We start from the raw sequence: 26808 nt of genomic DNA, 5'->3' as shown, positions 1-26808 counted from the left end.
AAATGATAAATTCAAATATGTTGGAAATATAAATAATTGGGTACAATTGTAGGTAAAGGTAAGTTACAGGAGGATTTTTATACATGCAAAAAATTCAGGCCGGTATGGCTGTAGAGTTAGAAGTGGAACGTAAGGCTGATTTCGGATGGTTTTTAACAGATGGTTCAGAAGATGTCTTACTTCATCATAATGAAATGAATGAAGGAACGGAACTTGAGATTGGCGATGAAGTAACTGTGTTCATCTACCATGACAAACAAGCAAGGCTAACAGCGACAATGAAGATACCCGAAATCCAGATTGATCAGTATGGCTGGGCGGAAGTTGTCAATGTGAAAAGGAAACTGGGTGTTTTTGTTGACATCGGTCTTTCCAAAGATATTCTTGTATCACTGGACGACCTTCCGAATATTGATCGTTTATGGCCCGAGGTTGGTGATCGTCTATATGTATCCCTGAAGACAGATCGTAATGACCGCCTGTTTGGTAAACTTGCAACGGAAGATGTAATTCAGGAGATTGCAGTGCCAGCTCCTTTAAAAGGAGTACGAAACACCAGTATTAAGGGAAATGTCTATCGTTTGCTTATGGTTGGGTCTTTCTTTATTTCAGAAGAAGGATACCGCTGTTTCATTCACGAAAGTGAACGCAATGAAGAGCCCCGTCTTGGTGAATTAGTTGAAGGGCGCGTCATTGATAGTAAAGAAGATGGAACGCTTAACGTTTCTTTAATCCCCTTTAAACAAGATTTAATGGGGGAAGATGCTGATGTCATTTTCACTTATTTAATGAATCGCGGCGGTGCAATGCCTTATGGCGACAAAACGCCACCTGATGATATCAAGTTTCACTTCGGTTTGAGCAAGGGAGCGTTCAAGCGTGCTCTCGGTAAACTGATGAAAGAAGAAAAGATTTATCAGGAAGATGGTTGGACATATTCTTCAGATCGTAAATGAAAAAGGCAGCGGATTTTCTCCGCTGCTTTTTTTATGTGAATTTCATTAAAAAAACTTCTTTTTACCTTTTTCTTCTTTTAAAATCTCCACAGCTTCTCTGAACCTCATCGAATGGATAATTTCCCTCTCACGCAAAAACCTGAGTGAATCATTGATATCAGGATCATCCGAGATATCGATCAACCACTGATAGGTTGCTCTTGCCTTCTCTTCAGCGGCGATGTCTTCATATAAATCTGCAATGGGGTCGCCTTTGGCTTGGATATAAGTGGCAGTAAATGGATTTCCTGCTGCGTCATGATAAAAAAGGGCACTATCATGATTGGCATAATGGTCACCTAGGCCAGCTGCAGCCATCTGCTGAGGGGTGGCGTCTTTTGTAAGCTTATAAATCATCGTGGCGATCATTTCGAGATGGGCAAATTCTTCCGTTCCGATATCCGTAAGCAGGCCAATCACTTTATCAGGAATTGTATATCGTTGATTTAAGTATCGGAGTGCTGCAGCCAACTCGCCATCAGCACCCCCGTATTGTTCTATTAAATATTTTGCCAATTGAGGATTACAGTCTCTTACTTTAACTGGATATTGCAGCTTCTTTTCATAAACCCACATAGATATCTCTCCTTATACCTGCCATGGCCAAGGGCCTTGGCCCCATTCCCATTTATTTTCACCGCCTGGACTGTTTCCAAAACCCAATAATGGACCATATTTAGGCTCAAAAACTGATTTCAATTGTTTGGAGTATTCATGAAATTGATTGAATTGCTGTAATGCTTGCTGATCGTTAGGATGTGTATCCAAATAAAGAGTCAACTCGACAAGTACGAAATCGGCAGCCTGTATTTGTTCAAGCAACTGATAATATTCATCATCCAGTTTCTTATTCATTTATGTCTCCCTTTCACGATATGGATTATCATAAAAATCATAAAAGAATTTCCAAAGTGTACCGTATTTCAAAGCTTCCTCCGGTGTGAACTGTTCCAAATTCGGCGGTTGGAAATTAATATACAAATTAGGAGGTGTCCTGTAGTACTTTCTCCCAATAGGCGGGCACGGATCGAATTTACTATGGAAAGGTTTATATGACTTAACTAAGGTAAAAGTCTTTTCGCGAGTCAAAAAAATACCTCCTTTGTAAAGATATAGCCTTTAAATTTTTATGCCTGGGTAATGCATAATATGACTTCCCTGGTCTGGAAAGGAAATTATCTGGAAAATGATGTTTTTTCAGAATATTATAAAATCTTGTTATGGTCCCGTTATCTTACTGTGATGTTTGTCATCTATTCTTTATCTGTTTGTTCTTTGTATAGAAAAAAACTATGTTAAGATTTAACTCGTAGCTTATAAAGCAGCTCACAAGGAGGTAACAACATATGAAAAAATCAATCTTATCGTTAGCGGCAGCCGCTGCAATATCCGGTGCATTTACAATTCCGGTACAAGCAGAGGATGTCAAAGTGAAAGATGGAGACACATTATGGGGGATATCTCAAACATATAAAGTATCAATAGAAGATATTAAGTCTTGGAACAATTTGTCTTCTGACGCTATTTATGCCGGAGAAACCATACATATTTCTCAAGAAAAGCATTATAAAGTAAAGTCAGGGGACACATTATCGGGAATTGCACACAAATATGATGTAGCGGTAAATGATATTAAATCTTGGAACGGTTTAAATTCAGATACAATCCATCCTGATCAAGAGCTGGTCATTAAACCAGCAGCTAACAAAGTCGAAGCTGCAAGTGTAGAGCCTGCACAGAAATCAGAGCAAGCTCCACAAGCAGAGCAAGCTGCACCAGCAGAACAATCCAAGCCAGCAGAACAAACGAAGCCGGTTGAACAATCTGAACCAGTTGAACAATCGGAACCAGCAGACACAAACAATGAATCCCAAGATCAAGCAGAAGCTGGAAAAGAGATTACTGTTAGTGCAACAGCCTATACGGCTGATTGTCAAGGCTGCAGCGGAACAACAGCCACAGGAGTGGACTTGAAAGCTAATCCTGATGCAAAGGTAATTGCCGTGGACCCTTCAGTCATTCCACTAGGATCAAAGGTTTATGTTGAAGGTTATGGCTACGCAACGGCAGCCGATACAGGCAGTGCCATCAAAGGGAATAGAGTGGACATATTTGTTCCAAACCAACAGGATGCCGTGAATTGGGGCGTTAAAAACGTTAAAGTGCAAATCCTGAATTAATTTAACCATGCAAAACATGTTTATATATTTAAAAAGCAGACACAGGCATAATGTGTCTGCTTTTTTTGTCCTTTAGGTTGTCGGGAAAAGCAGGTACAATGGAAGAAGTAGATCCTTATAAATCCTTAGAAGGTAAATAGGAGGAATAGTGAATTGATGGAAAAAGCACGTGAATATTTACAAGAATACTTTGGTTATGAGTCATTCCGAAAAGGTCAGGAACAGATTATCGAACAGGTATTGGGAGGAATAAACACGGCGGGAATCATGCCTACCGGCGGAGGTAAATCAATATGTTACCAAATTCCAGCCCTTCTGTTACCAGGTGTAACACTCGTTATATCCCCACTAATTTCCTTGATGAAGGATCAAGTAGATGCCCTCGAACAAACTGGGATTGATGCCACGTTTCTTAATAGCTCCATTTCTGGGTTGGAATCATCCAATAGAATGAACGATATTAAACACGGAAGATATAAGTTGGTTTATTTGGCGCCGGAACGATTGGAAAATCCTGCATTTCAACAGGATTTATTTAATGTGGATATTTCATTGGTAGCCATCGATGAGGCCCACTGTATATCTCAATGGGGTCATGACTTCAGACCAAGCTATTTAAAAATCAAAACCTTATTGAAAAACATGCCATCAGCTCCGACAGTACTGGCATTAACCGCAACAGCCACACCGCATGTGACGGAAGATATATGTCAGTCGCTCGGAATAACAGAGCAGCATACAATATCAACGGGATTTTCCAGAGATAACCTGTTCTTTTCCGTAGTGAAAGAAGAAAATCGCGGCCGGTTTTTAATGCGCTATTTAGAGAAAAACAAAAATGAATCGGGTATCATCTATGCAGCCACTAGGAAAGAAGTCGATTCCTTGTATGCGAAGCTTATAAAAGCGGGATTCAAAACAGGTCGATACCATGCTGGAATGAATGAAAAAGACCGTTCGGAACAGCAAGATCAATTCATTCGTGATGACATACCCTTGATGGTAGCGACATCTGCCTTTGGTATGGGTATCGATAAATCGAATGTTAGATACGTCATCCATTACCAGACTCCAAAGAACATGGAGAGTTATTACCAGGAAGCGGGCCGTGCAGGGAGGGATGGTTTGGATAGTGAATGTATCCTTTTATATTCCCCTCAAGATATGCAGATACAGCGTTTCTTGATTGATCAATCAAATCCCTCGCAGGAGTGGCAAGCCCAGGAATTGAAGAAATTGAACAGAATGAAGGATTATTGTTTTACCGAAGGGTGTTTGCAAGCCTTCATTCTGCGATACTTTGGAGAAGAAAACCCTGAAGATTGCGGTCATTGCGAAAATTGTACAGATAAACGTGACTCTGTTGAAGTAACTATACAGGCACAGATGGTCCTTTCATGCATGTTGAGAATGGGTGAGCGATTCGGTAAAACGATGATTTCCCAAGTTCTTACGGGATCACGCAATAAGAAAATTGAAGAGTTCGGATTCCAGAAGCTCTCAACCTATGGAATCATCAATGATCAATCAGCGAAGGATGTAGGTGATTTCATTGATTTCCTGACAGCAAAACAGTATATCGAAATGACGGGCGGACAGTTTCCGGTTCTTAAAGTTACCAATGCTGGCAGGGAAGTGCTTTTGGGACAGAAAAAAGTACTGCGTAAGGAAATAAAAAAAGTAAGCAGCATCAGTGCTGATCATGGGCTGTTTGAAGAGTTGAGGCAGTTAAGAAAAGAATTGGCAAGTACGGAAAATGTACCTCCATTCATTATTTTTTCCGATGCATCCCTGAAAGATATGGCCGTCAAACTGCCGAGGACGGAAGAGGAATTCCTGGAAGTGAAAGGGGTGGGGGTGCAGAAATTCGAACGCTTCGGAGCTGCGTTTTTACAAGTGATTTCCGAGTATGTACAGGCACATCCTGAATTAGAAACGAATACTATGGTTACAAAGGAAACGGTAAAGAGAGCAACTAAACCATCTCACTTAGAAAGCTATCGCTTATATCAGGAAGGTAAATCAATCAAGGAAATAGGGACATTGAGAGGATTGTCTGCCATTTCAATTGAAAATCATTTATTAAAGTGTGCAGAAGAACACTTGGATATCAATTGGGATGAGATTTTCTTGGAGAAAGATTTTGATCTTGTTTTGGAAACTGCGAAACAATTGGATTCTGACAAATTGAAACCATTAAAAGAAGCCCTGCCTGAGCATATTTCCTACTTTATGATTAAGGCGATCTTGGTTAAAGCAGGACTGGAAAACGAAAGGTGTTAAGGTTTTTTGGATAATTTTTTCATTGAATAAATAAGAATATGGTTTAATGCGTATACTAGGAATGATAAAAAGGTGAAATTTCGCGCCTTTAATCAGATTCTTTATATAAAAAAGAGGAGGTTGCTCATGTATTTTGGTAAAAAGAATTCAGAGGAACCAGAAATCGTTATGGAAGATACGATAGTATATGCGTGCGGATCAGCAGATTGTAATGGTTGGATGAGAAAAGATTTTGCCTCGGAAAACTATGATTGCCCAATGTGTGGAAGTCAATTAGTTGAGGAAGTCAGGGAACTTCCTAAAATTGAAAATGAATATAATGCGTTTAAATAAAAGAGGTGAATCTTAGCCTCTTTATTTTTTATTTTAAAAATGAAGTAGGGCGGAGTGGTTTTATTCTGGATTAATGCTTTACATATAAAAAAATGTGTGGTATCATTAAATTTCAGTGTTATGAAAAGAAAGCACTGGAGGGTAATTTAAAGTAACATTTTTATTAATAAAATAATTTTTCATCATTTTCATGATGAAGTAGAATCAAGTTAAACATATCTAGAAAAAAGAAATACATGTAATCACCAAGTATTTTCCTCGATCCATTTCTGTTCTTCATTAACTTACTTCTATGTACCATTTGTCTTTTGGAATTTAATCTACCCAATTGGAATTACGGACGGTTTTAATTAATAAACATGTACTTACAAGCTTTTATCTGATTCTCGCAGGCACGGTCTAGGAACCGTATGGATGGGAGAGAGGCAGGGCTTTCATTGTTTTAGGTTTTGGCATTAAAAATTACTCTCATGCTCGATGTTCCATCGAACGAGCAGGAAGAACCATATGAAATGGATTCTTAAACAGCGCAGTCTCGATTATCTTGAAGGGTAAGTCAGGGACTGTGTTTCATTTTGGGGACTACTTTCTTTTTTAGAATCTTTCCTCAAATATATAAAGCATATATATGTTATAATGGATATGAGATATGAAAAATTCATGTCGTAATCTCAAGTTCTTACCATTCAAAAAGTTTGGTTGAAAGAACAATGATCATACTTAGATTTGCGAATGGGTATTTACTCACAATTTAGATTAAACGCCATCTATTCTTCTTTTATCTTTATGGCTTGTGATCTGTTATGCAGGACGGAGTCAATTCAATTCTAAGGAGTGAGATATATGTATAGAAGAAATAATACGGAAGAAATCATTCCTGAAGAAACAAAGGTGTGGGAATGTACATCAGAAGATTGCAAAGGTTGGATTCGCGATAACTTTACAAGTAATGATGAACACGCTTGTCCGTTATGTAGCAGCGAGATGAAACCCGGCACCAGAATGCTTCAAGCAATCAACAATCCAAGAAACTATTAAGGTCATAAAAAAAGCTGAAGGGGATTCTCCCTTCAGCTTTTTTTATCTTTTTGCCAATTGGATCAAGCAAAAAGCAGGTGAATGATTAGTGGATATCTTTTTTCTTGAATCGACCGCCTCGAACTTCCGCGATATCCCCAACGGCAAGAAATGCAGATGGATCGAAACTTTTGACTATCTCTTTAAGTTTAGCTTCCTCAAGCCTGTTTATTACACAAAAGATGACTTTTTTATCATCACCAGAATATGCACCTTCACCAGCTAAAAAGGTTACGCCCCGTCCAAGGCGATTCATTATGGCATCACCGATATCATTAAATTCATCACTGATAATCCAAACAAATTTGGATTCGTCCAAACCTGCGATGACGATATCCATCGTTTTATATGCCACGAAGTAAGCAATGATCGAATACATGGCACGATCCCACGAGAATACGAAGCCCGCACTGCCAAGGATGAATAAATTAAAAAACATGACGATCTCCCCAACGGAAAAAGGGAGCTTCTTGCTAGCGAGTATGGCAAGTATTTCTGTACCATCCAATGAGCCGCCATATCGAATGACCATTCCAACACCAATGCCAAGAATCATTCCGCCGAAAGCGGACGCTAGGAGGATATCTTGAGTGAAAGCTGGTACATGATGAAGCAATGTAGTGGTAATGGAAAGGACTAAAATTCCATAAAGGGTAGATAATGCGAAGGTTTTGCCGATTTGTTTATAACCGATAAAAAAGAAAGGAAGATTCAAAATGAATAGAAAGATTCCGAGCTTCCATCCAGTAATGTAAGATAACATAATCGATATTCCCGTTATGCCCCCGTCGATTACGTTATTCGGCACTAAAAAAATCTCGAGGCCGACAGCCATCAAAACTGCACCAATTGTAATTAGTAGACCTCTTTGTAAAACTTGTCTCAGTGTTAATTTTTTATGCTGGGTCTTCTTATGCATAATTTCTGTTGTACTTGCACCTGCCAGGTCTGACATAATCATGCCCCCCACTCCTTCTCTCTATATAGGTTCTATTTAATTATAAACCTATAGGTATAATTAAATAAAGAAATTAACATTCTTGATTAATATATTCTCGAATAATTATTTTTGTTATTGATAATGTCCTGCAATGATGAAACAGGGTTGAAAATGCTTGTCAATACCATGTAATCCTATTCTACTCCTTACAAAACAATAGTATTTCTAATTTTTATGATTTTATGATGGAATCCAGCATTTTCTTGAAATATAAGGAGCGCCGAAATAGTCAGTGTGTAAATATATAGGAGTAAGGAAATAAAAAACCTTTGAGGTACTATGGATTTCCATTACAATATAGGAGAATAGAACGTTTGAGGTGGTCAAGTAAAAAAATGGAACAATCAATTGTGGCATCAAATCCTGTCCTCTTTATGATTGCAGTACTTTTGATAATAATGGCGTGCTATACGGCGTTGGATTTACTGACAACATTACTGACGATAGAGAAATATAAACGCCTGGTGTATATTGGGAGCAGCTGCTCTATGGGAGTGGCTATTTGGACGCTTAATTTTGTGGTCATATTCACCCTTGATAATTCAGGAATGGCAGCATACAACATTGCTACAATAATTTTTTCGTTAGCATTGGCGATAGCTCTCGCAGGAGTTGGGTTATTGGCCATATCGTATAAGACACAAGTGTTGCAAATCGTTTTTTGCGGCTTCATGTTTACGATGGCCATTTTATCCAATTATATAATGGGAACATCTTCTTTAAACCATTCTTTGCACTTTAGTCCATTGTCGGTCTTCAGTACGCTTTTAAGTATCTTTAGTTTATTTGTAGCAGCACTTGCAATATTATTTTATTTTAATAAATTAAGTCAATCCTCGCTAAAGCCAATCAGTACTCTCTTGATGAGCGGGGCAATCATTGAAGGCTATTACCTTTTTTTAAGAGTGTTACCGATGAACACGAAAAATGAAACGGGTGAATTTGTTCCACTCACCCCATTTATGCTTTATCTTACATGCTTCGTTTCATTATTCATCCTTGCCAGCTTGATCGCTTCAAGTACGATAGTTGGCCGGCGGTTGGCAAAAAGCGACAATACTGTGAGCGATATCCGTTCTGCCTTAGATCAATCGGCGATAGTCGCCATCACGGATGCAAAAGGAATCATTACATATGTTAACGAAAAATTCCTGGAAATATCACAATATGAAAAACATGAACTAGTAGGGAAAAATCATTCCATCATCAATTCTGGTTATCATACAAAAGAATTTTTCGCTGACCTATGGCTAACGATCAGCCAAGGGAAAACATGGCATGGTGAAATATGCAACCGGGCTAAAGACGGTAATGTTTATTGGGTGGATACAACTATCGTTCCCTTTATGAAAAAAGGTGAGCCATATCAATATATTTCGATCCGTTCAGATATTTCCAGTCGTAAAAAAACAGAAAATGCACTAAAGGGGTCAATCAAGGAACTGGAGGATATGCAATATGCAATCAACCAATCCTTGATTGTGGCGATTACCGATGTTAAAGGAGTCATTATCGAAGTGAATGATAAGTTCTCCGAGGTTTCCGGTTATGGGAGAGATGAACTGCTAGGCCATACACATAAGATAGTTAATTCTGGATACCATTCAAAGGAATTCTTTGAACATATGTGGAAAACCGTCCATGAACGGAAAGTTTGGCATGGTGAAATTAGAAACAAGGCGAAAGACGGCAGTTTTTATTGGGTCGATACAACAATTGTTCCATTTTTCAGCGAAGAAGGAAAGCCATTTCAGTTTCTGGCACTTAGATATGATATAACTGAGCGTAAACAATCGGAAGAGATGCTCCATCGGCAGGATAAATTAGCCGCTGTCGGTCAGCTTGCTGCTGGAGTGGCACATGAAATACGAAATCCGCTGACCTCCATGAAAGGGTATACGGAATTTTTGCAATTAGATGAAACGGACGAAAATAAACTGGAATATCTGGAAATAATCATGGACGAAATCAATCGTGTGAATGAGATAGTTGAAGAGTTCTTGCAATTGGCCAAACCACAGGCCTTGATATTGGAATCGAAGAATCTTGTGCCGATCATTCAAAACGTCGTATCTTTGACGGATTTTGAAGCCAGGAAGAAGAACATCACGCTAATTTCGGATTTCAATGAAGAAGAGATCCTCGTTCGTTGTGATGAGAATCGATTAAAACAAGTCATTTTGAACTTCATTAAAAATGGTATGGAGGCTATGCCTGACGGTGGGTTCATAAAAGTCATGACTGAACTTAAAGAGGATAAAGTGCATATATCCATTACCGACACAGGAATTGGGATGCCGCCAGAGCAGCTTAAGAGACTGGGAGAACCATTCTTCACAACGAAAAAAACTGGTAATGGGTTAGGTCTCATGATCAGCTTTAAAATCATAGAAAGCCATTTGGGAAATGTCTTTGTCGAGAGTGAGGTCAATAAAGGTACAGTCTTTAATATCGTGCTCCCTATTTAATATCCATAATAGGAAGCAATGATTGAAATCAACAACTTTAAGAAGCTGTCTGCGTGGGGGAACTGGATTTGGATAAACAAAAGCATGTCAATATTATTAGCTTGAAGGTATTTTACTTATTTTCTTTTTTTGCAGTGGGAAGTTTAACACCGCTATTAAGCGTTTATTTGGCCAATGAGGCTGGTTTGTCCGGTATTGAAATAGGTACGATCATGTCTGTTGGACCGATAGTGATGATCGTTTTTCAACCTTTTTGGGGAATTGTCTGTGATTGGAGCGGGAGACCAGCAAAAATACTGGCAATTACATCGTTGCTTGCTGGTGTATTCGGTTTAGGCTACCTACTGTTCGAGCACTATTTACTTATCGTATCCGTCGCAATCGCTTTGGCTATCTTTCAAAGTGCGATAATACCGGTTTCAGATAGCATCACCCTTCAATATACAACAAAAATCAAATCGAATTATGGGAAAATCCGTTTATTCGGTTCACTTGGTTACGGTGTGGCCGTTTTTGTAATGGGAAGGCTATCTGAATCCTTCATGGGTCCTTCAGTGATATTTTATGCCTTTTTCTTCGGTCTTTTGATTGCGGCTAGTCTAGCTCTTCGTTTGCCTGAAGAGCCACCTGGTGAAAAGGTGAAGCTTTTCGGTGGAATGAAAGAATTGATCACCATGAAACGGTTTCTTATCTTTCTTGCCATAACGTTCCTGCTATTTGGTCCTAATCTCGCAAATAATGTATACTATGGTTTGTTTGTAGAGGCAAGGGGAGGTACATATACAGGAATTGGCATTGCTTTCCTTTTAGCTGTATTATCGGAAATCCCCTTTATGAGAATCGCAGGTACCTGGATTCATAAAATAGGCCTGCTGCCAATTACCTTATTGGCTGGAACGGCCTCATTGGTCCGCTGGGTTTTGTACTTCACCGAACCAAGCTTGGCTACCGTATATGTGACTTCGATCATTCAAGGGTTTTCACTTGGCTTATTCATTCCTGCAGCTTTACAATATATCAGGGAAGTTGTCCCTGCACGAATAACAGTAACTGCAATAACGCTTTATTCCGCCATTGGCAATGGATTGGGTAACTGGTTCAGTACCTTCAGCGGCGGGATAATATTGGAGAAATCCGGAATATATGCTGTCTATTTATTTTATGGTTTACTCACGCTGATCGGGATGCTGCTTACAATATGGCTCATGAGGTTAGATATAAAATTAAAAGTATTGGGAAAACCCATAGGTAAAATAGAAAAATGATGGAAAATATATCGAGGGACCTCTTACCTTTCATGGTGAAGAGGTCTTTTTTACTTGTCTCTCAACAAGTTTGAGAGAATGCCTGCTAAATGATCAAGCAGAAAACGCGAATGGGATTCATCCAATCCCTCAGACTGTATACAAACTTGATTAAAAGTTTTTTAAGGATTTTTAACCGTTGATAGGAACCTAGGGCACTCGCTCCAATCAACTTTCTTATAAAATTTAGATAGAATCCCTTTTGTAACCCCTTTCAGCCTTTTTTTACTGGTAATTTTAAAAAGGAAAGGCTTTTATTAATTGGAATTTTTAACCAGAACAATCAGTTTTTTGTTTTTGGAAATAATATGATTTAATGGAAGGTAGAGAATGAATGGAAGGATGAGTGTTTTGAGCAAACCAAAAGTGTTGGCTGCTACCATCGTATCAGCTCTTATCGGCCTGTTTTTTTTATTTTGCCTTGGATGGGCGATTACTGACCATTACGGAAAAGGAACTTCCGATAAAGAAGTAATGGAAGAAACCCCCATTAAAAATGATCTTCCTGATGATTTTACGGTAGTGGCATTAGGCGATTCATTGACACGCGGCACAGGTGATGAAACAGGGAAAGGCTACGTTGGACTTGTTGTTGAAGATTTGAAGAGCGAGTACAATAGAAAACCAATCATTCATAACCTCGGAATTAATGGACAAGTGTCTAAAGAATTGGTGCAGCAAGTGAAACAACCGGAAGTGAAGCGCCAAATCCAGGCAGCTGATGTTATTTTAGTTACAATCGGGGGTAACGATTTATTTCAAAAAGGCCAGACCCTGCTTGAATATGATCGTGAAGCTATATCTTTATCACAAAAGAATTTCTTGGGAAATTTAGATGAAATTTTTAAAGATATCAATAAAGTCAATGATACAGCTACCATTTTATTGCTTGGGCTATATAATCCGTTTATAGATTTGGATGAAGACTTTGATACGAACCGCATTGTTCGTGACTGGAATAATGAAACGGCAGAAGTTGTGGCTCTTTATAAAAATGCAATTTTCGTTCCAACATTTGATTTATTTCAATTGTCGGTAAATGATTATTTGTATTCGGATAAATTTCACCCTAATAAGAAGGGGTACCGTTTAATTGCTGATAGAGTTGCTCCTTTAATAAAATGGGAGGATGTGAAACGATGAAACAGGTGACATTGTCTGTCAGGGACTTGAGAAAAAGGATTGGCAAAAGGGAAATTATTAAAGGAATAGATTTTGAGCTGAATGAAGGTGAGGTTTTCGGCTTTTTAGGACCGAACGGAGCAGGCAAGACGACGACGATCCGCATGTTGGTCGGTTTGATTAAGCCATCCTCAGGTTCCATCCATATATGCGGATATGATGTCCGTCAGGAATTTACGAAGGCTATGAAGCAAATGGGCTGCATCGTTGAAAATCCAGAGTTGTATCCTTTTTTGAGCGGATGGGATAATTTGCTCCACTTTGCAAGAATGTTACCTGAAGTTGATGAAACAAGAATGATCGAGGTTGTTGAACTCGTCGGTCTGCAAGCGAGAATTCACGATAAAGTGAAGACTTATTCGTTAGGTATGAGGCAGCGCTTAGGAATCGCGCAGGCAATGCTGAACAGCCCTAAGCTCTTGATTTTGGATGAACCGACCAACGGTCTAGACCCTGCCGGAATCCGTGAAATGCGGCAATTCATCAGAAAGTTGGCTGAAGAAGAAGGTATGAGCGTTCTGGTTTCTTCACACTTATTAGGTGAAATACAGCAACTTTGTGACCGGGTTGCAATTATTAAAGGGGGGGAAATTATTAAAACGGATACGGTGAAAAGCTTATTATCCACGCAGGAGCGGATATTTTGGCGGGTGGAACCTATACAAAAGGGAGCGGAAATTCTTAGCAACTTCACCGAAATTACCATAGATCAAAAATATATCATTACAGCCTATGATGAACTCAGAACACCCGAATGGAATGCTGCACTTAACCAAGCAGGGGTGAGGGTGCATGAAATGAATCGAAAGCTCCCGGGATTGGAAGAATTGTTTTTGCAAGTTACCGGTGTCGGAGGTGCAGGCATTGAATAACTTGATTCAAAATGAAATGATGAAGTTGTTGGCAAAGAAACGGTTAATCATAATCGGTATCATCGTGGGAATTTTAGTGCTGATGTTTACATATGCCCAATACAAACAAGTGGAAGAGCAGCGGAAGAAGTTGGGAACTGATGATTGGCGTTCAGCTCTTCAGCAGCAAATCATTGATACTCAAAATCGTTTGGGCTCGAATAGGATGCTCGATGAGTGGCGTGAACAGCTGCAAGTTAGTCTGAAGCAGCAGCAATATTATCTAGATCATGATATCAATCCCTCAGAACCAGGCGCAGCCACCTTTACACGCATGTTTTTGGAAAATGCAATCGATTTGTTCATTCCGCTGTTGATCATGATTGTGGCTAGTGATATGGTTTCCTCCGAAAGCAGTCAAGGGACAATCAAGCTTTTGTTGACCAGGCCAGTGGAGCGCTGGAAAATCTTATTGAGCAAATATGTAACATTATTATTATCAGTTTCGATTATCGTCGCGATGACAGCCTTATTATCTTACCTTTTATCAGGTATCGTTTTCGGATATCAAGGATGGGGGGCTCCTGTAATAACCGGATTCGAATTGAATGGGGCTGACGTGGATGTCAGTCAAGTAAGGTTAGTGGAACAATGGAAATTCCTATTGATGGATTTGGGACTTGTCTGGCTGGTGGCGGTTGTTGTAGGAACCCTTTCTTTCATGCTTTCGGTTTTAGTGAGAAGCACCCCTGCAGGCATGGGCATCATGCTGGCTGCATTAATTTCCGGGGCTATATTGAACAATATGGTTTCATCATGGGAATCAGCGAAATACTTTTTTATGGTGAATTTGAAATTGACCGCTTACATCAGCGGTACGGCTCCACCGATTGAAGGGATGACTTTATTATCCTCCGTCATTACTCTGCTCGTTTGGTGGGCGCTTGCTTTAATCGTATCTTTTACAGTATTTACCCGGCGGGATGTATACTGAGAAACAGCCTAACAAATTATAGGCTGTTTCAGTTTGTTGACATAGATGGTTCGGGAGTTTCGCACCCCGAACATGATTATAAAAGAAGACTCGGTTTAACTGGCTAGCCGAGACCCCTATAAATGCTTGGAACACAGTCGGCGGAAAGGGAGCGGATTTAAAGCGGGGATCGCAAAATAACAGCTCCAGAGTCCGAATAATGAAGTGAAGGTCGAAAAAATTCGTGGACGGTCGAATAAAGTGCGGTGAAGGTCGAATAACTTGCGTGGACGGTCGAATAAAGTGCAGGGAAGGTCGAATAACTTGCGTGGACGGTCGAATAAAGTGCGGTGAAGGTTGAATAACTTGCGTGGACGGTCGAATAAAGTGCGGTGAAGGTTGAATAACTGAGTGAACGGTTGAAAAAAAGTGCGGTAAATGCCGAAAAACTGCATGATCGGTCGAAAAAAGGTGCCGTAACTGACGAAAAAAGTCCGGCTGGAATCAACTGTAATTTTTTTAAAGAACTGTAGGCAAACTCGCTTTCGAATCTTTCTTATTGTCTGTAACAGCCTATATAAATTATAGGTTGTTTTTTATTTTCTCGTACAGGGTATCCTTTAAAAAACATGTTCAAATTAGGAGGATTATAAATGGATGATAATCATTTGAATAAAAAATTCATGCCAATGACTTCAGTTTCCAGTGGAGATGTACAGATTATAAATGATGAAATATATTGTCTGTCCGTCCAAATCGTTAATGTAATTTTTATAGGGTCATCCAAAGATGATAAATGGGTATTGATAGATGCAGGGATGCCGCGTTCAGCAGAGGTAATAAAGAAAACTGCTGAAGAAATATACGGACCGCAAAATCCACCTGCCGCGATTATTTTGACACATGGGCATTTCGATCATGTTGGTGCATTGATGGAGTTAATGGAGTATTGGAATGCTCCTGTCTATGCCCACATTAAAGAAATGCCTTATTTAACGGGACAGGAAAATTACCCCGAACCTGATCCTACTGTTGAAGGGGGAATGGTCGCTAAAATTTCATGGGTATTTCCGAATGAGGGAATCAACCTTGATGAAAAAGTTCAGCCATTGCCTGATGATCATAGTGTTCCCGGGCTTCACGATTGGAAATGGGTTCACACCCCTGGCCATTCGAAAGGACATATATCACTTTTCCGTGAAAGTGACCGAAGTTTGATTGCAGGAGATGCTTTTGTGAATGTCAGGCAAGATTCCCTATACAAGGTTATCACTCAGGAGAAAGAAATAGCAGGCCCGCCGCGGTATTTGACAACCGATTGGGAGGCTGCCAAGGAATCGGTAAGGTTATTGGAAAGTCTGAAGCCGACTGTTGCCATAACGGGACATGGTTATCCTGTAGAAGGGAAAGAACTTGAAATGGGTTTAGCGAAGCTTGCAAAGGAATTCGATTCATTAGCTAAACCGGATCACGGGAAATATGTGGAATGAAGCGTGAACGAGTTCCATGAATAATTTCTCTTCAGAAGTCAAAAATAAACAAGCAACTTATGAAAAATGGAGGGATTTCCGTGACTAATTTAAGAGATATCATGACAACAGACGTGGACTGTTGCACTGCGGAAGATAATATATATGAAGCAGCAGTCAAAATGAAGAATGATGATGTTGGTGTCATTCCTGTATTGGAGAATAACCATTTAATTGGTGTTATAACAGACAGGGATATTGTCATTCGCTGTGTTGCCGAGAAAAAGCCGAATTCGACTAGAATTACCGATGTCATTACCACCAATCTTGTAACAGGCACGCCTGATATGTCAGTGGAGGAAGCTGAGGAGTTAATGGCTACCGAACAAATCAGAAGGCTCCCAATCATTGAGAATGACAAGCTGGTCGGAGTCGTGGCATTAGGTGATCTCGCTGTACACCAACAAACAAATTCAATGGCGGGAAATGCTTTAAGTTCAATTTCCGAAGACAGAGACCAAATTCAACACTAAAAACAAAAACTCTGTTAGCTTTTGCTAACAGAGTTTTTATTTTTAAAGATATTTATTGAACCATCCTTTGATTTCCTCAACATGTTGCAAGCGCATTTTTGGAGATCCGCTTCGGGATACTTCATGAGTTTCATCTGGGAAAGAAACAAGTACCGCTTCTTTATTTTGACGTTTTAAGGCGACAAAAAATTGCTCGCTCTGTTCAATGGGACAGCGGAAGTCCTTATCACCGTGAAGTAAAAGTAAAGGGGTATTCACATTGGAGACATATTTTAATGGCGAGTGCTGCCATAATTTTTCAGCAGAGTTAACGATATCGCCGCCAACTTCCCACTCTGTAAAATAATAGCCAATGTCACTGACGCCATAAAAACTTAGCCAGTTACTTATGCAACGCTGAGTCACAGCGGCCTTGAAGCGGTTGGTATGTCCGATGATCCAATTTGTCATGAACCCTCCATAACTTCCTCCGGATACCCCTAAATTTTCATGGTCTATAAAATCATACGTAGCTAAAACGTGATCAACTCCAGCCATTAAGTCTTTATAATCCATGCCTCCATAATCTCCCCGGCAGGCATTTACGAAGTCTTGGCCATATCCTATACTCCCGCGCGGGTTAGTGAACAATACAGTATACCCTTCATTAGCCAAGGTCTGGAATTCATGAACATAGGTATTGGCATACATCATATGCGGTCCGCCGTGGATTTCTAAAATGAGCGGATATTTTTGATTTCCATCAAAATCGGTCGGTCTCATGATCCAGCCGTGGATGGTAAGTCCATCAACGGATTGGAATGTTATTGGTTCAGCCGTGGACAAATGTTTATCCTTCAAAAAATCCTCATTAACAAAACTGATTTGTTCCTTATCACCATTGGTAAGGTTATAGGCAAAGAGATCGCCGGGATGAACAGGTGTGCTGATGGCCACGACGGCACGGTGGCTTTCGGGATCTATAGTCAGGCCGTATATATGCTGCGGGTCAAGGATTGATGGATACATGGCTCCTTCAATCGAACCATAATATACCCCGGTATTTCCATAATCACTTATTAAAAAGTAAAAACCTTGGCTATCGTTTGTCCACAATATACCTGGGTCGACGGCTCCGATTTGGAAATCCCCAATTGCGGAATCGCCTATTTGGACGTCCCATCCATCGGTCAAACATTGAGTCGTTTGATCGAAAATGGAATATAACCAGATATTTGAAAAGGTGGCACCGGCAAATTCTTTATTATGGCCAATGAAAGATAGATGCTCGCCATTTGGAGACCATTTCGGATCTCTAAAGAAACCTGTACTATCCGTTATCTTCTCTAAAGATTTCGTTTCAAGGTCCATGATGAAAATATCGGAAAAAAGTTCATCATCACTTCTTTCTGCATCCCCGCTTATGAATGCAATATGCTGTCCGTCTGGGGACCATGCATTCGGTTGATGATCCACATTGTTTTCCGTTAGCAGTGTGGATTCTCCCTTAAAAATGTCCACTATAACCAGCTGCTGATATAACTGATCAAAATAGCCTCTTCCATCCCATTTATACTTAATCCGGTCATACCTATTAACTTTTTTGGTCAAATCATTTTCCTTATCCGTATTAAGGTTTTCGTCTTCCTTTAACCCGGTAGAAAGCAGTAACTTGGTGGAACAAGGAGACCAAATAGGTTTTGATGCGCCGTTAACGAAATGGGTCAACTGGCGAGCTTCCCCACCAATGCTCCTAATAATGTGGACTTGTTTTTTCCCTGATCTGTCTGAAATAAAGGCGATATGCTTTCCGTCTGGGGACCAGGCTGGTGATGTATCACGATTATCCCCAAACGTCCATTGCTTTGTTTCATTCGTAATCAGGCTGAACATAAACAGATTGGAAATGTATTTTTCCGTTTTTTCATCGATTCTGGTTTGGACATAAACCGCCATACTGCCATCCGGTGATAGCTTTGGATCGGTCACTGATTTCAAGTGAAATAAGTCTCTTGCTGTTATACCTATTTTGTTCATCCTTTTCACCCTTTCATTTCTCATAGTTATGTATTTCGCTAAAGAGAAATATAAATCCTTTAGTAAATGGTAAACGCGTAAGGTTTATTTATCAAGGACGAAAGAAATGAAAAAAATCCGGCCTTTTCGTCAGGTCGGATCATCAGGATATATAGGCGAAAAACTTACAATTACTTATGCATGTGTCGTGTATGTGGGCGGTGCGGCGGTATTTGGAAATTATGTTCTTCCATCAGTTTATAATGTTGTTCAAAATGTGAAACCATTTTATCGGCCTCTTCTTTTGATAGCGCGCCATACTCAACATATTTTTGGATCAATATCTTTTTGTCAGCGAGTATCTGCTTTTGGATCTTGGCGATTTCAGATTTTTGAGCATCAGTGAATTGTACACGTTCCGTTTTTGCTTTATTTTCCTCTGCAGCTGGGTGATTCAGGTTGACTAAGAATAGGGAACAGGCTGTTAAACAGATGACTAAAAACTTTTTCATGAATGAACGACTCCTTCTTTTGTTTTTTTGCCTTATGAAGAATTGAAGAGCATTTAAAACCTGAAAGTCTCTTCCTTGTAAATGTTTTTCTTTATGGAAGATTCCTTATTCTTTTATTATCATTTACAGCATTTACAGTTTTATGTAAAAAAATAGGTAAGGGTTTGTTAAAGAAAGATATGGGTAATTTAAATGTAAGCACAAAATTTTGATGTAACTTCGAAGAAAGGGGGGGATTATGATCTGGACGATTATTGGTGTAATAATATTATTATGGGTTCTTGGTCTGGTTTTTAAAGTGGCTGCAGGCTTTATACATATCTTGCTTATCATCGCGGTCATTCTCATTTTGGTTAAAGTTTTTAAGGGAAGGAATCGAGTGTAATATGTATCAAAGGCTAACGTGGAAAAGTTTAAAACAACAATTTGAAAGGCGGCCTGATGAACAGGCCGCCTTTTAATTTTCCGTTATGCTGTCAATCGTAAGGAAGTGGCTGGCCTAACAGCCTCTTATGAATCCATATCGCTGCTTGGGTGCCATCCCCCATTGAAATGGTGACTTGTTCTGAATGGGCAACGAGGTCACCGCCTGCCCAGACTCCTTTAATATTCGTTTCTTTAGTCCGGGGATGAATCAAGACATGTTTGTTTTCATTGACTTGCACACCTAATTGTAGGGCTAGGTCATTATTTAGTTTGTTCCCTTTAAACGCCGTGAATGCTTTTTCAGCCTCGATTATTTTACCGGAGACCAATTCTATGCCCGTTAGCTGCTGTTTGTCGTCGACATGAACCTCACAAACTTCTTCTTCGATTACGGGAATCTGATTTTCCTTCAATTTTTCCTTATAATCATCATCAATTTTTGATTTCAAATGATTTACGTAAATGATATCCTTTGACCAATATAAAAGTGTAAGGGCCATGCCCGCACCAGTATTTCCGCCTCCAAGAACAACGGTTTGCTTATCCATGATCTCATACCCATCACAGTCAGGGCATATATATGTGGATGTCCCAAGAGTTGGATAGATGTTTTTGATTGGAGGAATGTTATCGGTAATGCCAGTACCGAGAAAAATCATTTTTGCTTGATATTGCCTGTCATTCTTTGTTTGGATAAAAAACTTGTCCTGTTTTTTTTCTAGAGCTGTCACTGTATCATCCAAGAATTCGACACCGAATTTTTCAGCGTGCTGTCTGCCAAGCGTTCTTAATTGTTTACCGCTTACCCCATCCGGCCATCCAAGAATGTTATGGTAAGCCTTGGCAATGGAGGAGCGGCCTTGAGAAGAATCAATGACGATAATATTATGTTTATATCTTCCGAGCTGTATAGCAGCCTGAATACCGGCTATACCTCCACCAATAATAATGCAATCTGCTTGTTTCATGAATTCACCGCCCATAATTTTGGAATAAACCTAGTGTTATTCTATCTGTAAAAAATATACCACTAGTCGCTGGCGCCTAAACAAAAAAGGAGGAAGTCCGCCAGCTGGCGGACCTTCCTCCTTTTCAGTTAATGCCTGTATCATTGTTCCTGTATTGGTTCGAGCCATTCTTGTGCCCAATTTTGAATTTCGTTCATTACCGGTGCAAGAGCCTTGCCTTTTTCAGTTAAAGAATATTCAATCCTGACCGGTGTCTCTGGATATACATCCCTTTTAACAATACCTTCAATTTCCAAGTCCTTTAAACGTTCGGAAAGAATCCTGCCGCTTATCGGGAATGCAGATTCAATATTACAAAACCGTTGAGGGCCATTAAGTAATTGATTGACAATCAATCCAGTCCAGCGTTTACTCAAGATTTGCATTCCTTTTTCAAATCGTGGACAAAGTGTCGTATTATTCATCTTATCACCTCATTATTAATATATTATAATGCATTTACCTCATATGTAACAACTTTACCGATAATTATTTAGTTACTAGAGATGTTAAAGTATAAGAAAATTATGAGCTTACTTTAAGTATCATGAAAAGAAATTCGCCTCATAATTGCCACATTTTAAAAAAATGCGCTTTTAAAAAATGTGTTCTTTAGGGATACCGAGAAAAATATGTTATTTTAATATTGAAGTCAAAGTTTTACAAATGGAAGGGTTCGTGGGAAAGATGAGTGATTTACTGCAAGAGGCCGTATCCTTTATCAGGACAAGTTATCCGGAAATATCGAAAACGGAAGAGGACATGGATGGCAGGATTGAACAAATCAAAAAGGAAATAGATGAAACAGGCAGATATGAACATACATATGAAGAATTGGTTTATGGTGCTAAATTAGCTTGGCGTAATAGCAATCGTTGCATAGGGCGCTTTTTTTGGGAGTCGCTGAGGGTGATTGATAAAAGGATGATTCAAAGCGAAGAAGAAATTGTATCGGCACTCTTTGAGCATATCGAATATGCAACGAATAATGGGAGCATCAGACCTGTGATTACAATTTTCAAACAAAAAGATCATGATCGAAAAGTGGATATTTGGAATCATCAGCTTATTAGATATGCAGGATATGAGACGGAGCATGGCGTAATCGGCGATTCAAGTTCAATAGCATTCACCAAGCAATGTATGGCAATGGGATGGGAAGGGAAATTCGGACGTTTCGATATTTTACCCCTTGTAGTCCAATTGGACGGAAAAACCCCTAGTTTACATGTCATACCTGAAAGCCTCGTTAAAGAAGTTCAAATCACCCACCCTGAACTGACATGGTTCAAAGATCTTCAAATCAAATGGTATGCAGTTCCAATCATATCTGGAATGAGGCTGGAAATTGGCGGTATTACGTATTCAGCTGCACCATTTAATGGGTGGTACATGGGAACGGAAATCGGTGCCAGGAACCTTGCTGATGAAGAACGCTACAATATGCTACCGGTAATCGGGGAGAGGATGGGCTTGGATATTAAACGTGATTCAAGTTTATGGAAAGATCGAGCCCTTATCGAACTGAATGAAGCAGTCCTTTATTCGTATAAAAAACACGGAGTCAGCATTGTTGATCACCATACAGCAGCTAAACAATTCAAGAAATTCGAAGAAAAAGAAACCACTTGTAACCGGAAAGTTACGGGGGACTGGACCTGGTTAATTCCGCCTGTTTCTCCAGCCACAACCCACGTTTTTCATCAGCCATATAATAATGAAATAATGAAACCTAATTTCTTTTATCAAATTCCTCCATATAAATAAAGGTTTACATTTATTGGCGTTGGGTATATATATAGCAAGCCAATAAATAAGGGGGAAGGTAATGATGGCATTAGGAAGAAACGTGGTATTACTAGGAGTCGGAGTTGCCGGAGTCTCATTTTTATCGAATAAAACGAACAGAGGAAAAGTGAAGGACATATGGTCCAATGCAAAAACAAAAACATTAGGCTTTTGGAATAGGACGGCTTCAGAGCTAGATCCTGTAATTGAAAAGGCAGGTCACCCTGATCCATATGATCATGACGATAATAAAATGGTGGATGAAGGCGCCATGTATGGTGTTCACTATTATAATAATGCTAAGCATGGATAAAGTTATCAGACGCTTGGGGAAACCTAAGCGTTTTTTTGTGGTAGTTTTTATTATATTTTCCAACCTTTAAAAACTGATAATTGCGAATTTAAAACAGGGAACCAAGGTATTAAATTCGTTATTGTGCTTTAAAAGAATAAGGATTAAGATTAAAGAATCGAAAGGAAGTGGATACGAGTGAGCAGCAGTTCTTATGATCCTGAACCCAGAAAGCAAGAGGAAGCCAATATGATGCTAGAAGTCGAGACTGTTATTCTCCCTGAGTATCTGCTCGAAGAAGGTAAATAAGGCTTTCTCTATAGAAGAGGAGGTCAAGAAATGATTGAAATCTACAAGACGGATGAAAACCGACACCTAAACAAGATCGAGGAAATGACAAAAGGTTCCTGGGTGAACATTGTCGCGCCCACAGAATCTGAAATAGATTATATATGCACGACTTTGAAGTTACCGATCAATTTCATGAAAGATCCGTTGGATGATGAGGAAAGGCCTCGAATTGAAAAAGAGGATGATAATGTTTTAATTATTGTCGACTTCCCATATTTGACAAGGGACGAAGCCGACTTACCGATTTTTGAAACAATACCTATAGGAATGATTTTTACCAAAGACTGTTTCATTACGGTATCTTTGAAAGAAACACCGATATTGGCGAATTTCAAAAACAATAAGATAAAAGGCTTTTTCACCAATAAGAAAACAAGGTTTGCCTTACAATTACTATTTGAGATTTCATCCTATTATTTACGTTACCTGAAACAGATTAACAAGATGACTAATGAAGCGGAACGTGAATTGCATCAGTCCATGAAAAATAAAGAATTATACACTTTCCTGGCTTTGGAAAAAAGCTTGGTTTATTTTACGACATCATTAAAATCCAATCGGGTAGTACTTGATAAGATCCTCCGTTTTAATTATTTGAAAATGTATGAAGAAGATAAAGAATTGCTTGAGGATGTAATTATCGAAAATGCTCAGGCAATTGAAATGGCAGAAGTGTATCTATCCATTCTTAGCGGTATGATGGATGCATTCGCTTCAATCATTTCCAATAATGTCAATAATGCGATGAAGTTTCTAACCTCCGTGACCATTATTTTGACGCTTCCGACGATGGTGGCAAGTTTTTACGGAATGAATGTGGAACTGCCGTTTGAACATAATCGGTTTGCATTCATATTTACATTATTAATTGCCATAACATTGGCGGGGACGACGGCATTCATTTTTTGGAAGAAAAAATATTTTTAAAATTAACCAGCTTATTAAGCCGGTTTTAGACTGTAGACAAATTCGATGTAAATCGAGATTGTCTACAGTTTTTATTAGGGTTTGTGCAATTTGAGCATGATTTCCACTCCAGGCACTCGCTTTTCCCGCAAGAGTCTCGTACACCCGCTCCAATCAACTTTGTTCTAACTTTTATATAGAACCCTTACGGCCCTTACCTACGAACCATTTAGTTCGTAAAATTGAGGCTGCCAAGCCGGTTTTATCTTATTCCTCAAAAAAATCAGCAAATCCTTCACTGTTAATTCGATCGGAATAAGGGTTCTCATCTTTTACATTCTTTGCGTCCAAATTTGTTTTAATCACTAAACGGGGACTCTGTGATGCTTCTCTGATGATACGGTCGTTCAACTCTTTAAAATCCGGTACATTCTTATTGCCGGGTCTGTTTGGTTCCAATTAAACCACCTCCATTTGTATCTTGGCAATAAAGGATGGGGTGTATTCATGAATATTATTAGGATTGGGAAGGATAAGGACTGAGGAGGAGATCATTATGACCAAATGGAACGAGCAAGCAGCTCGCAATAATAATTTAAGGGCAAGTGATTTAAACCCGGCTGGAGCCGATAAAGCAAAAATGGATCCAAAAACAATTGATGGTGATCGATTGAATGATCTAAAGATTCAACGGGAAATCATAAAGCAAAATATATAAGGGAAGCCCGATTGTCATGGAATTCCGTCTTCATGATACGCAAAAAAAACGCTTGGTTTATCCGCCAAGCGTTTTCCACTGCATTCTTATCAAGAACGCTTTTGCTTTTTAAGTGAAGAGGGTTGAGTGAAGGACCCGGTTTCTTTCGTAGTGGTGCCTTGCCCCTCTACCTGAGAAGACCCTAAACGGGTTTGAGAAGCATCTTTTTTGTTTTTTCCATTCATGTTTATCACCTCGATATTACTTTCCCTTTTTCCTTTGCATCCTATACATATATTTAAGGTGAAAAGGACAGGTTAGAAGGTAGAGGAGGTGTGTGTTGATGTCAAAAATCGGTGTTGAAGAATCATTAACGAATATTCAGGAAGCACTTCGTGAAAAAGGTTTTGATGTTGTGGAGATTAAACAAGAAGCTGACGCAAATAACGTGGATTGTTGTGTGGTAACAGGTTTGGAAAGTAATGTAATGGGTATAAGCGATACTTCATTTAAAGCGTCTATCATTGAGGCAAATGGTTTAACTGCTGATGAAGTGTGCCGCGAGGTTGAAAATAAAATGAACGCCATTCAATAGTTCAAAAAGTGCCTAAACCGATATAGGGTTAGGCACTTTTTTTGTTCAAGGCTACTGTGCTATGGAAATTGCCGCATTCAATTCCACCGCTACATTCCCTTTGATCGCCCTGGAAATCATACATGAAGCTTCAGCTTTTTCAGCAAGTTTCCTCGCTTTTTCAACCACTTTTTCTGAAGTGCCCGGTACTAATATAAGTTTAGGGCGATGAATGATTTTCTTGTAGGTGAATACTCCATTCGTAACATCCACTAACGCTTCGGATTGCATGGTCAAGCTCACCTTTTCTATATGGGCTCGCTCTAACATGGCAGCATAGGTAATGATATAGCAGGTCGATGCCGCCCCAAGCAGCATTTCATCGGGATTAGTGCCGATACCTGGTCCCTCCATTTCAGTAGGAATACTTATCTGTGTTAGTAGATTCCCTGAATGAATTGTGCCGATATCATTTCTGCCGCCTGGCCACTCTGCAGTTAAATGAAAGTGATGTATCGTCATTTTTTTAACCTCCTTACCATTTCTATAGTGTAAACGATTTAAACAGGTTAAGTATTCGATTTTGCTCACTCGGGGGATTAATCATAACAGCAGTGGGTCGAATTAAGTTTTTCAGTATGCCAATTCAAAGCCGACTGTAGCGGTCGAAAGGATAGGTATTATTGATATAAAGGATACTGTTGATGAAACAAAAGGCAGAGGCATCAGGCTATTTTAAGCACAATATTGGATAGGCTTTTCTATAATGATATAGACGGTTTTATATAAATAATACTTCATTAAGGAAGGGCTGAAAAGTTGACTACATTGAGTAATATGTTCGATTTGACTAATAAAACGGCTATCATTACCGGCGGCGGCAGAGGACTGGGCAAACAGATCGCCATGGCGTTGGGGGAGGCTGGCGCAAATATTGTCATTGCTTCACGAAATCTCCCTGTCTGTAAGGAGGTATGTGAAGACTTGCAACTGATGGGTGTTAATGCCGTTGCCTTTGAATGTGATATCACCGATGAGAGTGCCATCGACCATGTCGTCCAGGAAACGGTTGCCCAATTTGGCACGATTGATATTCTTGTAAATAATAGCGGTACGTCCTGGTCAGGTCCTCTTTTGGATCTTCCTAAGGATAAGTGGGAAAAAGTATTGAATGTCAATGTTACAGGTACTTTCCTGTTTTCACAGGCTGTTGCGAAGGTCATGAAGCAGCAAAATTTCGGAAAAATCATAAATATTGCATCTGTTTCGGGTCTTGGCGGGACGTTTCCCGAGTTATTGGATACGATAGCTTATAACACCAGTAAGGGTGCCATCATTACAATGACGAAGGATTTAGGAGTTAAACTTGCTAGATACGGCATCCAAGTCAATGCAATTGCACCTGGATTTTTCCCGACTAAAATCACAAAGAAAATTCTTGAAAAATCCAACTATGACATATTAGGTAAAACTCCGGCTGGCAGGTTTGGCGATGAAGATGATTTAAAGGGCGCTGCCGTATTTTTAGCCTCACAGGCTTCTGACTATATGGTTGGTCATATTTTGATCATTGACGGTGGAATATCGGCATTAGTGTAAACGGAGGAGAAAG

The 26808-nt window shown here is 39.5% G+C and carries 30 protein-coding genes; 19 read left to right on the top strand and 11 right to left on the bottom strand.

Annotated elements, in window-relative coordinates:
• Nucleotides 1-83: 83 nt before the first annotated feature.
• Nucleotides 84-956, top strand: coding sequence for a CvfB family protein (locus tag ACSR9O_RS15410; protein ID WP_230175800.1), 873 nt, complete (start codon nucleotides 84-86; stop codon nucleotides 954-956).
• Between the two features lie 45 nt (nucleotides 957-1001).
• On the opposite strand, the gene cotJC is transcribed toward ACSR9O_RS15410, so the two are convergent.
• Genes cotJC through ACSR9O_RS15395 form a run of 3 tightly spaced genes read right to left on the bottom strand, consistent with a single transcriptional unit; the run spans nucleotide 1002 to nucleotide 2084 of the window.
• The gene (gene cotJC / locus ACSR9O_RS15405) at nucleotides 1002-1571 is read right to left on the bottom strand and encodes a spore coat protein CotJC (RefSeq protein ID WP_101225121.1); all 570 of its coding nucleotides are present in this window, start codon (nucleotides 1569-1571) and stop codon (nucleotides 1002-1004) included.
• Between the two features lie 12 nt (nucleotides 1572-1583).
• Nucleotides 1584-1850, bottom strand: a complete 267-nt coding sequence (locus ACSR9O_RS15400) for a spore coat protein CotJB (RefSeq protein WP_063234474.1) — start codon at nucleotides 1848-1850, stop codon at nucleotides 1584-1586.
• Nucleotides 1851-2084, bottom strand: coding sequence for a spore coat associated protein CotJA (locus ACSR9O_RS15395; RefSeq protein WP_063234475.1), 234 nt, complete (start codon nucleotides 2082-2084; stop codon nucleotides 1851-1853). It abuts the gene before it with no gap.
• A 257-nt stretch (nucleotides 2085-2341) separates the two neighbouring features.
• Between ACSR9O_RS15395 and ACSR9O_RS15390 the strand changes: the two genes are divergently transcribed.
• The 4 genes from ACSR9O_RS15390 to ACSR9O_RS15375 all read left to right on the top strand — a co-directional run bounded on the left by ACSR9O_RS15390 (nucleotide 2342) and on the right by ACSR9O_RS15375 (nucleotide 6829).
• Nucleotides 2342-3175, top strand: a complete 834-nt coding sequence (locus tag ACSR9O_RS15390; RefSeq protein ID WP_230175801.1) for a LysM peptidoglycan-binding and 3D domain-containing protein — start codon at nucleotides 2342-2344, stop codon at nucleotides 3173-3175.
• Nucleotides 3176-3331: 156 nt separating this feature from the next.
• On the top strand, nucleotides 3332-5458 hold the full coding sequence (gene recQ, locus ACSR9O_RS15385) for a DNA helicase RecQ (RefSeq protein ID WP_491725473.1): 2127 nt from the start codon (nucleotides 3332-3334) through the stop codon (nucleotides 5456-5458).
• A gap of 126 nt (nucleotides 5459-5584) precedes the next feature.
• The gene (locus ACSR9O_RS15380) at nucleotides 5585-5791 is read left to right on the top strand and encodes a cold-inducible protein YdjO-related protein (RefSeq protein WP_061463486.1); all 207 of its coding nucleotides are present in this window, start codon (nucleotides 5585-5587) and stop codon (nucleotides 5789-5791) included.
• An 843-nt stretch (nucleotides 5792-6634) separates the two neighbouring features.
• On the top strand, nucleotides 6635-6829 hold the full coding sequence (locus tag ACSR9O_RS15375; RefSeq protein WP_491724651.1) for a cold-shock protein: 195 nt from the start codon (nucleotides 6635-6637) through the stop codon (nucleotides 6827-6829).
• A gap of 85 nt (nucleotides 6830-6914) precedes the next feature.
• On the opposite strand, the gene ACSR9O_RS15370 is transcribed toward ACSR9O_RS15375, so the two are convergent.
• The gene (locus tag ACSR9O_RS15370) at nucleotides 6915-7787 is read right to left on the bottom strand and encodes a YitT family protein (RefSeq protein ID WP_397315077.1); all 873 of its coding nucleotides are present in this window, start codon (nucleotides 7785-7787) and stop codon (nucleotides 6915-6917) included.
• A 416-nt stretch (nucleotides 7788-8203) separates the two neighbouring features.
• On the opposite strand from ACSR9O_RS15370, the gene ACSR9O_RS15365 reads away from it, so the two are divergent.
• The 7 genes from ACSR9O_RS15365 to ACSR9O_RS15335 all read left to right on the top strand — a co-directional run bounded on the left by ACSR9O_RS15365 (nucleotide 8204) and on the right by ACSR9O_RS15335 (nucleotide 16648).
• Nucleotides 8204-10336 (top strand): PAS domain S-box protein, encoded by a 2133-nt coding sequence (locus ACSR9O_RS15365; RefSeq protein ID WP_491724650.1) that lies wholly within the window; start codon nucleotides 8204-8206, stop codon nucleotides 10334-10336.
• Between the two features lie 68 nt (nucleotides 10337-10404).
• Complete coding sequence (locus ACSR9O_RS15360; protein ID WP_434167098.1) at nucleotides 10405-11601, top strand: MFS transporter; 1197 nt, start codon at nucleotides 10405-10407, stop codon at nucleotides 11599-11601.
• Nucleotides 11602-11991: 390 nt separating this feature from the next.
• Nucleotides 11992-12783: an SGNH/GDSL hydrolase family protein gene (locus ACSR9O_RS15355; protein ID WP_491724649.1), complete on the top strand. Its 792-nt coding sequence runs from the start codon at nucleotides 11992-11994 to the stop codon at nucleotides 12781-12783.
• The gene (locus ACSR9O_RS15350; RefSeq protein ID WP_491724648.1) at nucleotides 12780-13694 is read left to right on the top strand and encodes an ABC transporter ATP-binding protein; all 915 of its coding nucleotides are present in this window, start codon (nucleotides 12780-12782) and stop codon (nucleotides 13692-13694) included. The genes ACSR9O_RS15355 and ACSR9O_RS15350 overlap by 4 nt, the downstream gene beginning before the upstream one ends.
• Nucleotides 13687-14667 carry an ABC transporter permease gene (locus ACSR9O_RS15345; RefSeq protein WP_402937343.1) on the top strand — a complete coding sequence of 327 codons (981 nt, stop codon included), beginning with the start codon at nucleotides 13687-13689 and terminating at the stop codon, nucleotides 14665-14667. The genes ACSR9O_RS15350 and ACSR9O_RS15345 overlap by 8 nt, the downstream gene beginning before the upstream one ends.
• Before the next feature lie 632 nt (nucleotides 14668-15299).
• Nucleotides 15300-16136, top strand: a complete 837-nt coding sequence (locus ACSR9O_RS15340) for an MBL fold metallo-hydrolase (RefSeq protein ID WP_491724647.1) — start codon at nucleotides 15300-15302, stop codon at nucleotides 16134-16136.
• A gap of 80 nt (nucleotides 16137-16216) precedes the next feature.
• Nucleotides 16217-16648 (top strand): CBS domain-containing protein, encoded by a 432-nt coding sequence (locus tag ACSR9O_RS15335; RefSeq protein ID WP_101225112.1) that lies wholly within the window; start codon nucleotides 16217-16219, stop codon nucleotides 16646-16648.
• A 42-nt stretch (nucleotides 16649-16690) separates the two neighbouring features.
• Here the strand turns inward: ACSR9O_RS15335 and ACSR9O_RS15330 are convergent, their stop codons facing one another.
• On the bottom strand, nucleotides 16691-18664 hold the full coding sequence (locus ACSR9O_RS15330) for a S9 family peptidase (RefSeq protein WP_491724646.1): 1974 nt from the start codon (nucleotides 18662-18664) through the stop codon (nucleotides 16691-16693).
• Nucleotides 18665-18834: 170 nt separating this feature from the next.
• Entirely contained in the window at nucleotides 18835-19155 is a 321-nt protein-coding gene (locus ACSR9O_RS15325; RefSeq protein WP_491724645.1) for a DUF2680 domain-containing protein, read from the bottom strand.
• 238 nt (nucleotides 19156-19393) lie between these two features.
• On the opposite strand from ACSR9O_RS15325, the gene ACSR9O_RS15320 reads away from it, so the two are divergent.
• Nucleotides 19394-19540 carry a lmo0937 family membrane protein gene (locus ACSR9O_RS15320; protein WP_157831131.1) on the top strand — a complete coding sequence of 49 codons (147 nt, stop codon included), beginning with the start codon at nucleotides 19394-19396 and terminating at the stop codon, nucleotides 19538-19540.
• Nucleotides 19541-19631: 91 nt separating this feature from the next.
• Here the strand turns inward: ACSR9O_RS15320 and ACSR9O_RS15315 are convergent, their stop codons facing one another.
• Both ACSR9O_RS15315 and catR read right to left on the bottom strand, forming a co-directional pair.
• Complete coding sequence (locus ACSR9O_RS15315) at nucleotides 19632-20549, bottom strand: NAD(P)/FAD-dependent oxidoreductase (RefSeq protein WP_101225324.1); 918 nt, start codon at nucleotides 20547-20549, stop codon at nucleotides 19632-19634.
• Nucleotides 20550-20689: 140 nt separating this feature from the next.
• A complete protein-coding gene (gene catR / locus ACSR9O_RS15310; RefSeq protein WP_101225109.1) occupies nucleotides 20690-21013 on the bottom strand; it encodes a catDE operon transcriptional regulator CatR in 324 nt (107 codons plus the stop codon).
• A 262-nt stretch (nucleotides 21014-21275) separates the two neighbouring features.
• Here catR and ACSR9O_RS15305 point away from each other — a divergent pair, with 262 nt between their 5' ends.
• The 3 genes from ACSR9O_RS15305 (at nucleotide 21276) to ACSR9O_RS15295 (ending at nucleotide 23946) form a co-directional block, all read left to right on the top strand.
• The gene (locus ACSR9O_RS15305; RefSeq protein WP_491724644.1) at nucleotides 21276-22355 is read left to right on the top strand and encodes a nitric oxide synthase oxygenase; all 1080 of its coding nucleotides are present in this window, start codon (nucleotides 21276-21278) and stop codon (nucleotides 22353-22355) included.
• A gap of 64 nt (nucleotides 22356-22419) precedes the next feature.
• Complete coding sequence (locus ACSR9O_RS15300; RefSeq protein ID WP_260357810.1) at nucleotides 22420-22689, top strand: YbyB family protein; 270 nt, start codon at nucleotides 22420-22422, stop codon at nucleotides 22687-22689.
• A gap of 318 nt (nucleotides 22690-23007) precedes the next feature.
• Nucleotides 23008-23946, top strand: a complete 939-nt coding sequence (locus tag ACSR9O_RS15295) for a magnesium transporter CorA family protein (protein ID WP_101225107.1) — start codon at nucleotides 23008-23010, stop codon at nucleotides 23944-23946.
• Between the two features lie 246 nt (nucleotides 23947-24192).
• Here the strand turns inward: ACSR9O_RS15295 and ACSR9O_RS15290 are convergent, their stop codons facing one another.
• Nucleotides 24193-24384: a hypothetical protein gene (locus ACSR9O_RS15290; RefSeq protein WP_101225106.1), complete on the bottom strand. Its 192-nt coding sequence runs from the start codon at nucleotides 24382-24384 to the stop codon at nucleotides 24193-24195.
• Nucleotides 24385-24481: 97 nt separating this feature from the next.
• On the opposite strand from ACSR9O_RS15290, the gene ACSR9O_RS15285 reads away from it, so the two are divergent.
• The gene (locus ACSR9O_RS15285) at nucleotides 24482-24643 is read left to right on the top strand and encodes a hypothetical protein (RefSeq protein ID WP_157831130.1); all 162 of its coding nucleotides are present in this window, start codon (nucleotides 24482-24484) and stop codon (nucleotides 24641-24643) included.
• A gap of 89 nt (nucleotides 24644-24732) precedes the next feature.
• On the opposite strand, the gene ACSR9O_RS15280 is transcribed toward ACSR9O_RS15285, so the two are convergent.
• Entirely contained in the window at nucleotides 24733-24867 is a 135-nt protein-coding gene (locus ACSR9O_RS15280) for a YuzL family protein (protein ID WP_101225105.1), read from the bottom strand.
• Nucleotides 24868-24965: 98 nt separating this feature from the next.
• Between ACSR9O_RS15280 and ACSR9O_RS15275 the strand changes: the two genes are divergently transcribed.
• Nucleotides 24966-25217 (top strand): YkuS family protein, encoded by a 252-nt coding sequence (locus tag ACSR9O_RS15275; RefSeq protein ID WP_101225104.1) that lies wholly within the window; start codon nucleotides 24966-24968, stop codon nucleotides 25215-25217.
• A gap of 51 nt (nucleotides 25218-25268) precedes the next feature.
• Here ACSR9O_RS15275 and ACSR9O_RS15270 read toward each other — a convergent pair whose 3' ends face one another.
• Nucleotides 25269-25718, bottom strand: coding sequence for an OsmC family protein (locus ACSR9O_RS15270; protein ID WP_101225103.1), 450 nt, complete (start codon nucleotides 25716-25718; stop codon nucleotides 25269-25271).
• 315 nt (nucleotides 25719-26033) lie between these two features.
• Here ACSR9O_RS15270 and ACSR9O_RS15265 point away from each other — a divergent pair, with 315 nt between their 5' ends.
• Nucleotides 26034-26795, top strand: coding sequence for an SDR family oxidoreductase (locus ACSR9O_RS15265; protein WP_230176000.1), 762 nt, complete (start codon nucleotides 26034-26036; stop codon nucleotides 26793-26795).
• Nucleotides 26796-26808: the final 13 nt, after the last annotated feature.

It is taken from the genome of Peribacillus sp. B65, from assembly GCF_058513295.1.
The sequence above is the reverse complement of the archived record's forward strand: the minus strand, read 5'-3'. Positions and strand labels throughout refer to the sequence as shown.

Coding starts and splice junctions, on each gene's coding strand:
- ACSR9O_RS15410 (WP_230175800.1), top strand. CDS start 84: ATGCAAAAAATTCAGGCCGGTATGGCTGTAGAGTTAGAAGTGGAACGT.
- cotJC (WP_101225121.1), bottom strand. CDS start 1,571: ATGTGGGTTTATGAAAAGAAGCTGCAATATCCAGTTAAAGTAAGAGAC.
- ACSR9O_RS15400 (WP_063234474.1), bottom strand. CDS start 1,850: ATGAATAAGAAACTGGATGATGAATATTATCAGTTGCTTGAACAAATA.
- ACSR9O_RS15390 (WP_230175801.1), top strand. CDS start 2,342: ATGAAAAAATCAATCTTATCGTTAGCGGCAGCCGCTGCAATATCCGGT.
- recQ (WP_491725473.1), top strand. CDS start 3,332: ATGGAAAAAGCACGTGAATATTTACAAGAATACTTTGGTTATGAGTCA.
- ACSR9O_RS15380 (WP_061463486.1), top strand. CDS start 5,585: ATGTATTTTGGTAAAAAGAATTCAGAGGAACCAGAAATCGTTATGGAA.
- ACSR9O_RS15375 (WP_491724651.1), top strand. CDS start 6,635: ATGTATAGAAGAAATAATACGGAAGAAATCATTCCTGAAGAAACAAAG.
- ACSR9O_RS15370 (WP_397315077.1), bottom strand. CDS start 7,787: ATGCATAAGAAGACCCAGCATAAAAAATTAACACTGAGACAAGTTTTA.
- ACSR9O_RS15365 (WP_491724650.1), top strand. CDS start 8,204: ATGGAACAATCAATTGTGGCATCAAATCCTGTCCTCTTTATGATTGCA.
- ACSR9O_RS15350 (WP_491724648.1), top strand. CDS start 12,780: ATGAAACAGGTGACATTGTCTGTCAGGGACTTGAGAAAAAGGATTGGC.
- ACSR9O_RS15340 (WP_491724647.1), top strand. CDS start 15,300: ATGGATGATAATCATTTGAATAAAAAATTCATGCCAATGACTTCAGTT.
- ACSR9O_RS15330 (WP_491724646.1), bottom strand. CDS start 18,664: ATGAACAAAATAGGTATAACAGCAAGAGACTTATTTCACTTGAAATCA.
- ACSR9O_RS15325 (WP_491724645.1), bottom strand. CDS start 19,155: ATGAAAAAGTTTTTAGTCATCTGTTTAACAGCCTGTTCCCTATTCTTA.
- ACSR9O_RS15320 (WP_157831131.1), top strand. CDS start 19,394: ATGATCTGGACGATTATTGGTGTAATAATATTATTATGGGTTCTTGGT.
- ACSR9O_RS15315 (WP_101225324.1), bottom strand. CDS start 20,549: ATGAAACAAGCAGATTGCATTATTATTGGTGGAGGTATAGCCGGTATT.
- catR (WP_101225109.1), bottom strand. CDS start 21,013: ATGAATAATACGACACTTTGTCCACGATTTGAAAAAGGAATGCAAATC.
- ACSR9O_RS15305 (WP_491724644.1), top strand. CDS start 21,276: ATGAGTGATTTACTGCAAGAGGCCGTATCCTTTATCAGGACAAGTTAT.
- ACSR9O_RS15300 (WP_260357810.1), top strand. CDS start 22,420: ATGGCATTAGGAAGAAACGTGGTATTACTAGGAGTCGGAGTTGCCGGA.
- ACSR9O_RS15295 (WP_101225107.1), top strand. CDS start 23,008: ATGATTGAAATCTACAAGACGGATGAAAACCGACACCTAAACAAGATC.
- ACSR9O_RS15285 (WP_157831130.1), top strand. CDS start 24,482: ATGACCAAATGGAACGAGCAAGCAGCTCGCAATAATAATTTAAGGGCA.
- ACSR9O_RS15280 (WP_101225105.1), bottom strand. CDS start 24,867: ATGAATGGAAAAAACAAAAAAGATGCTTCTCAAACCCGTTTAGGGTCT.
- ACSR9O_RS15275 (WP_101225104.1), top strand. CDS start 24,966: ATGTCAAAAATCGGTGTTGAAGAATCATTAACGAATATTCAGGAAGCA.
- ACSR9O_RS15270 (WP_101225103.1), bottom strand. CDS start 25,718: ATGACGATACATCACTTTCATTTAACTGCAGAGTGGCCAGGCGGCAGA.
- ACSR9O_RS15265 (WP_230176000.1), top strand. CDS start 26,034: ATGTTCGATTTGACTAATAAAACGGCTATCATTACCGGCGGCGGCAGA.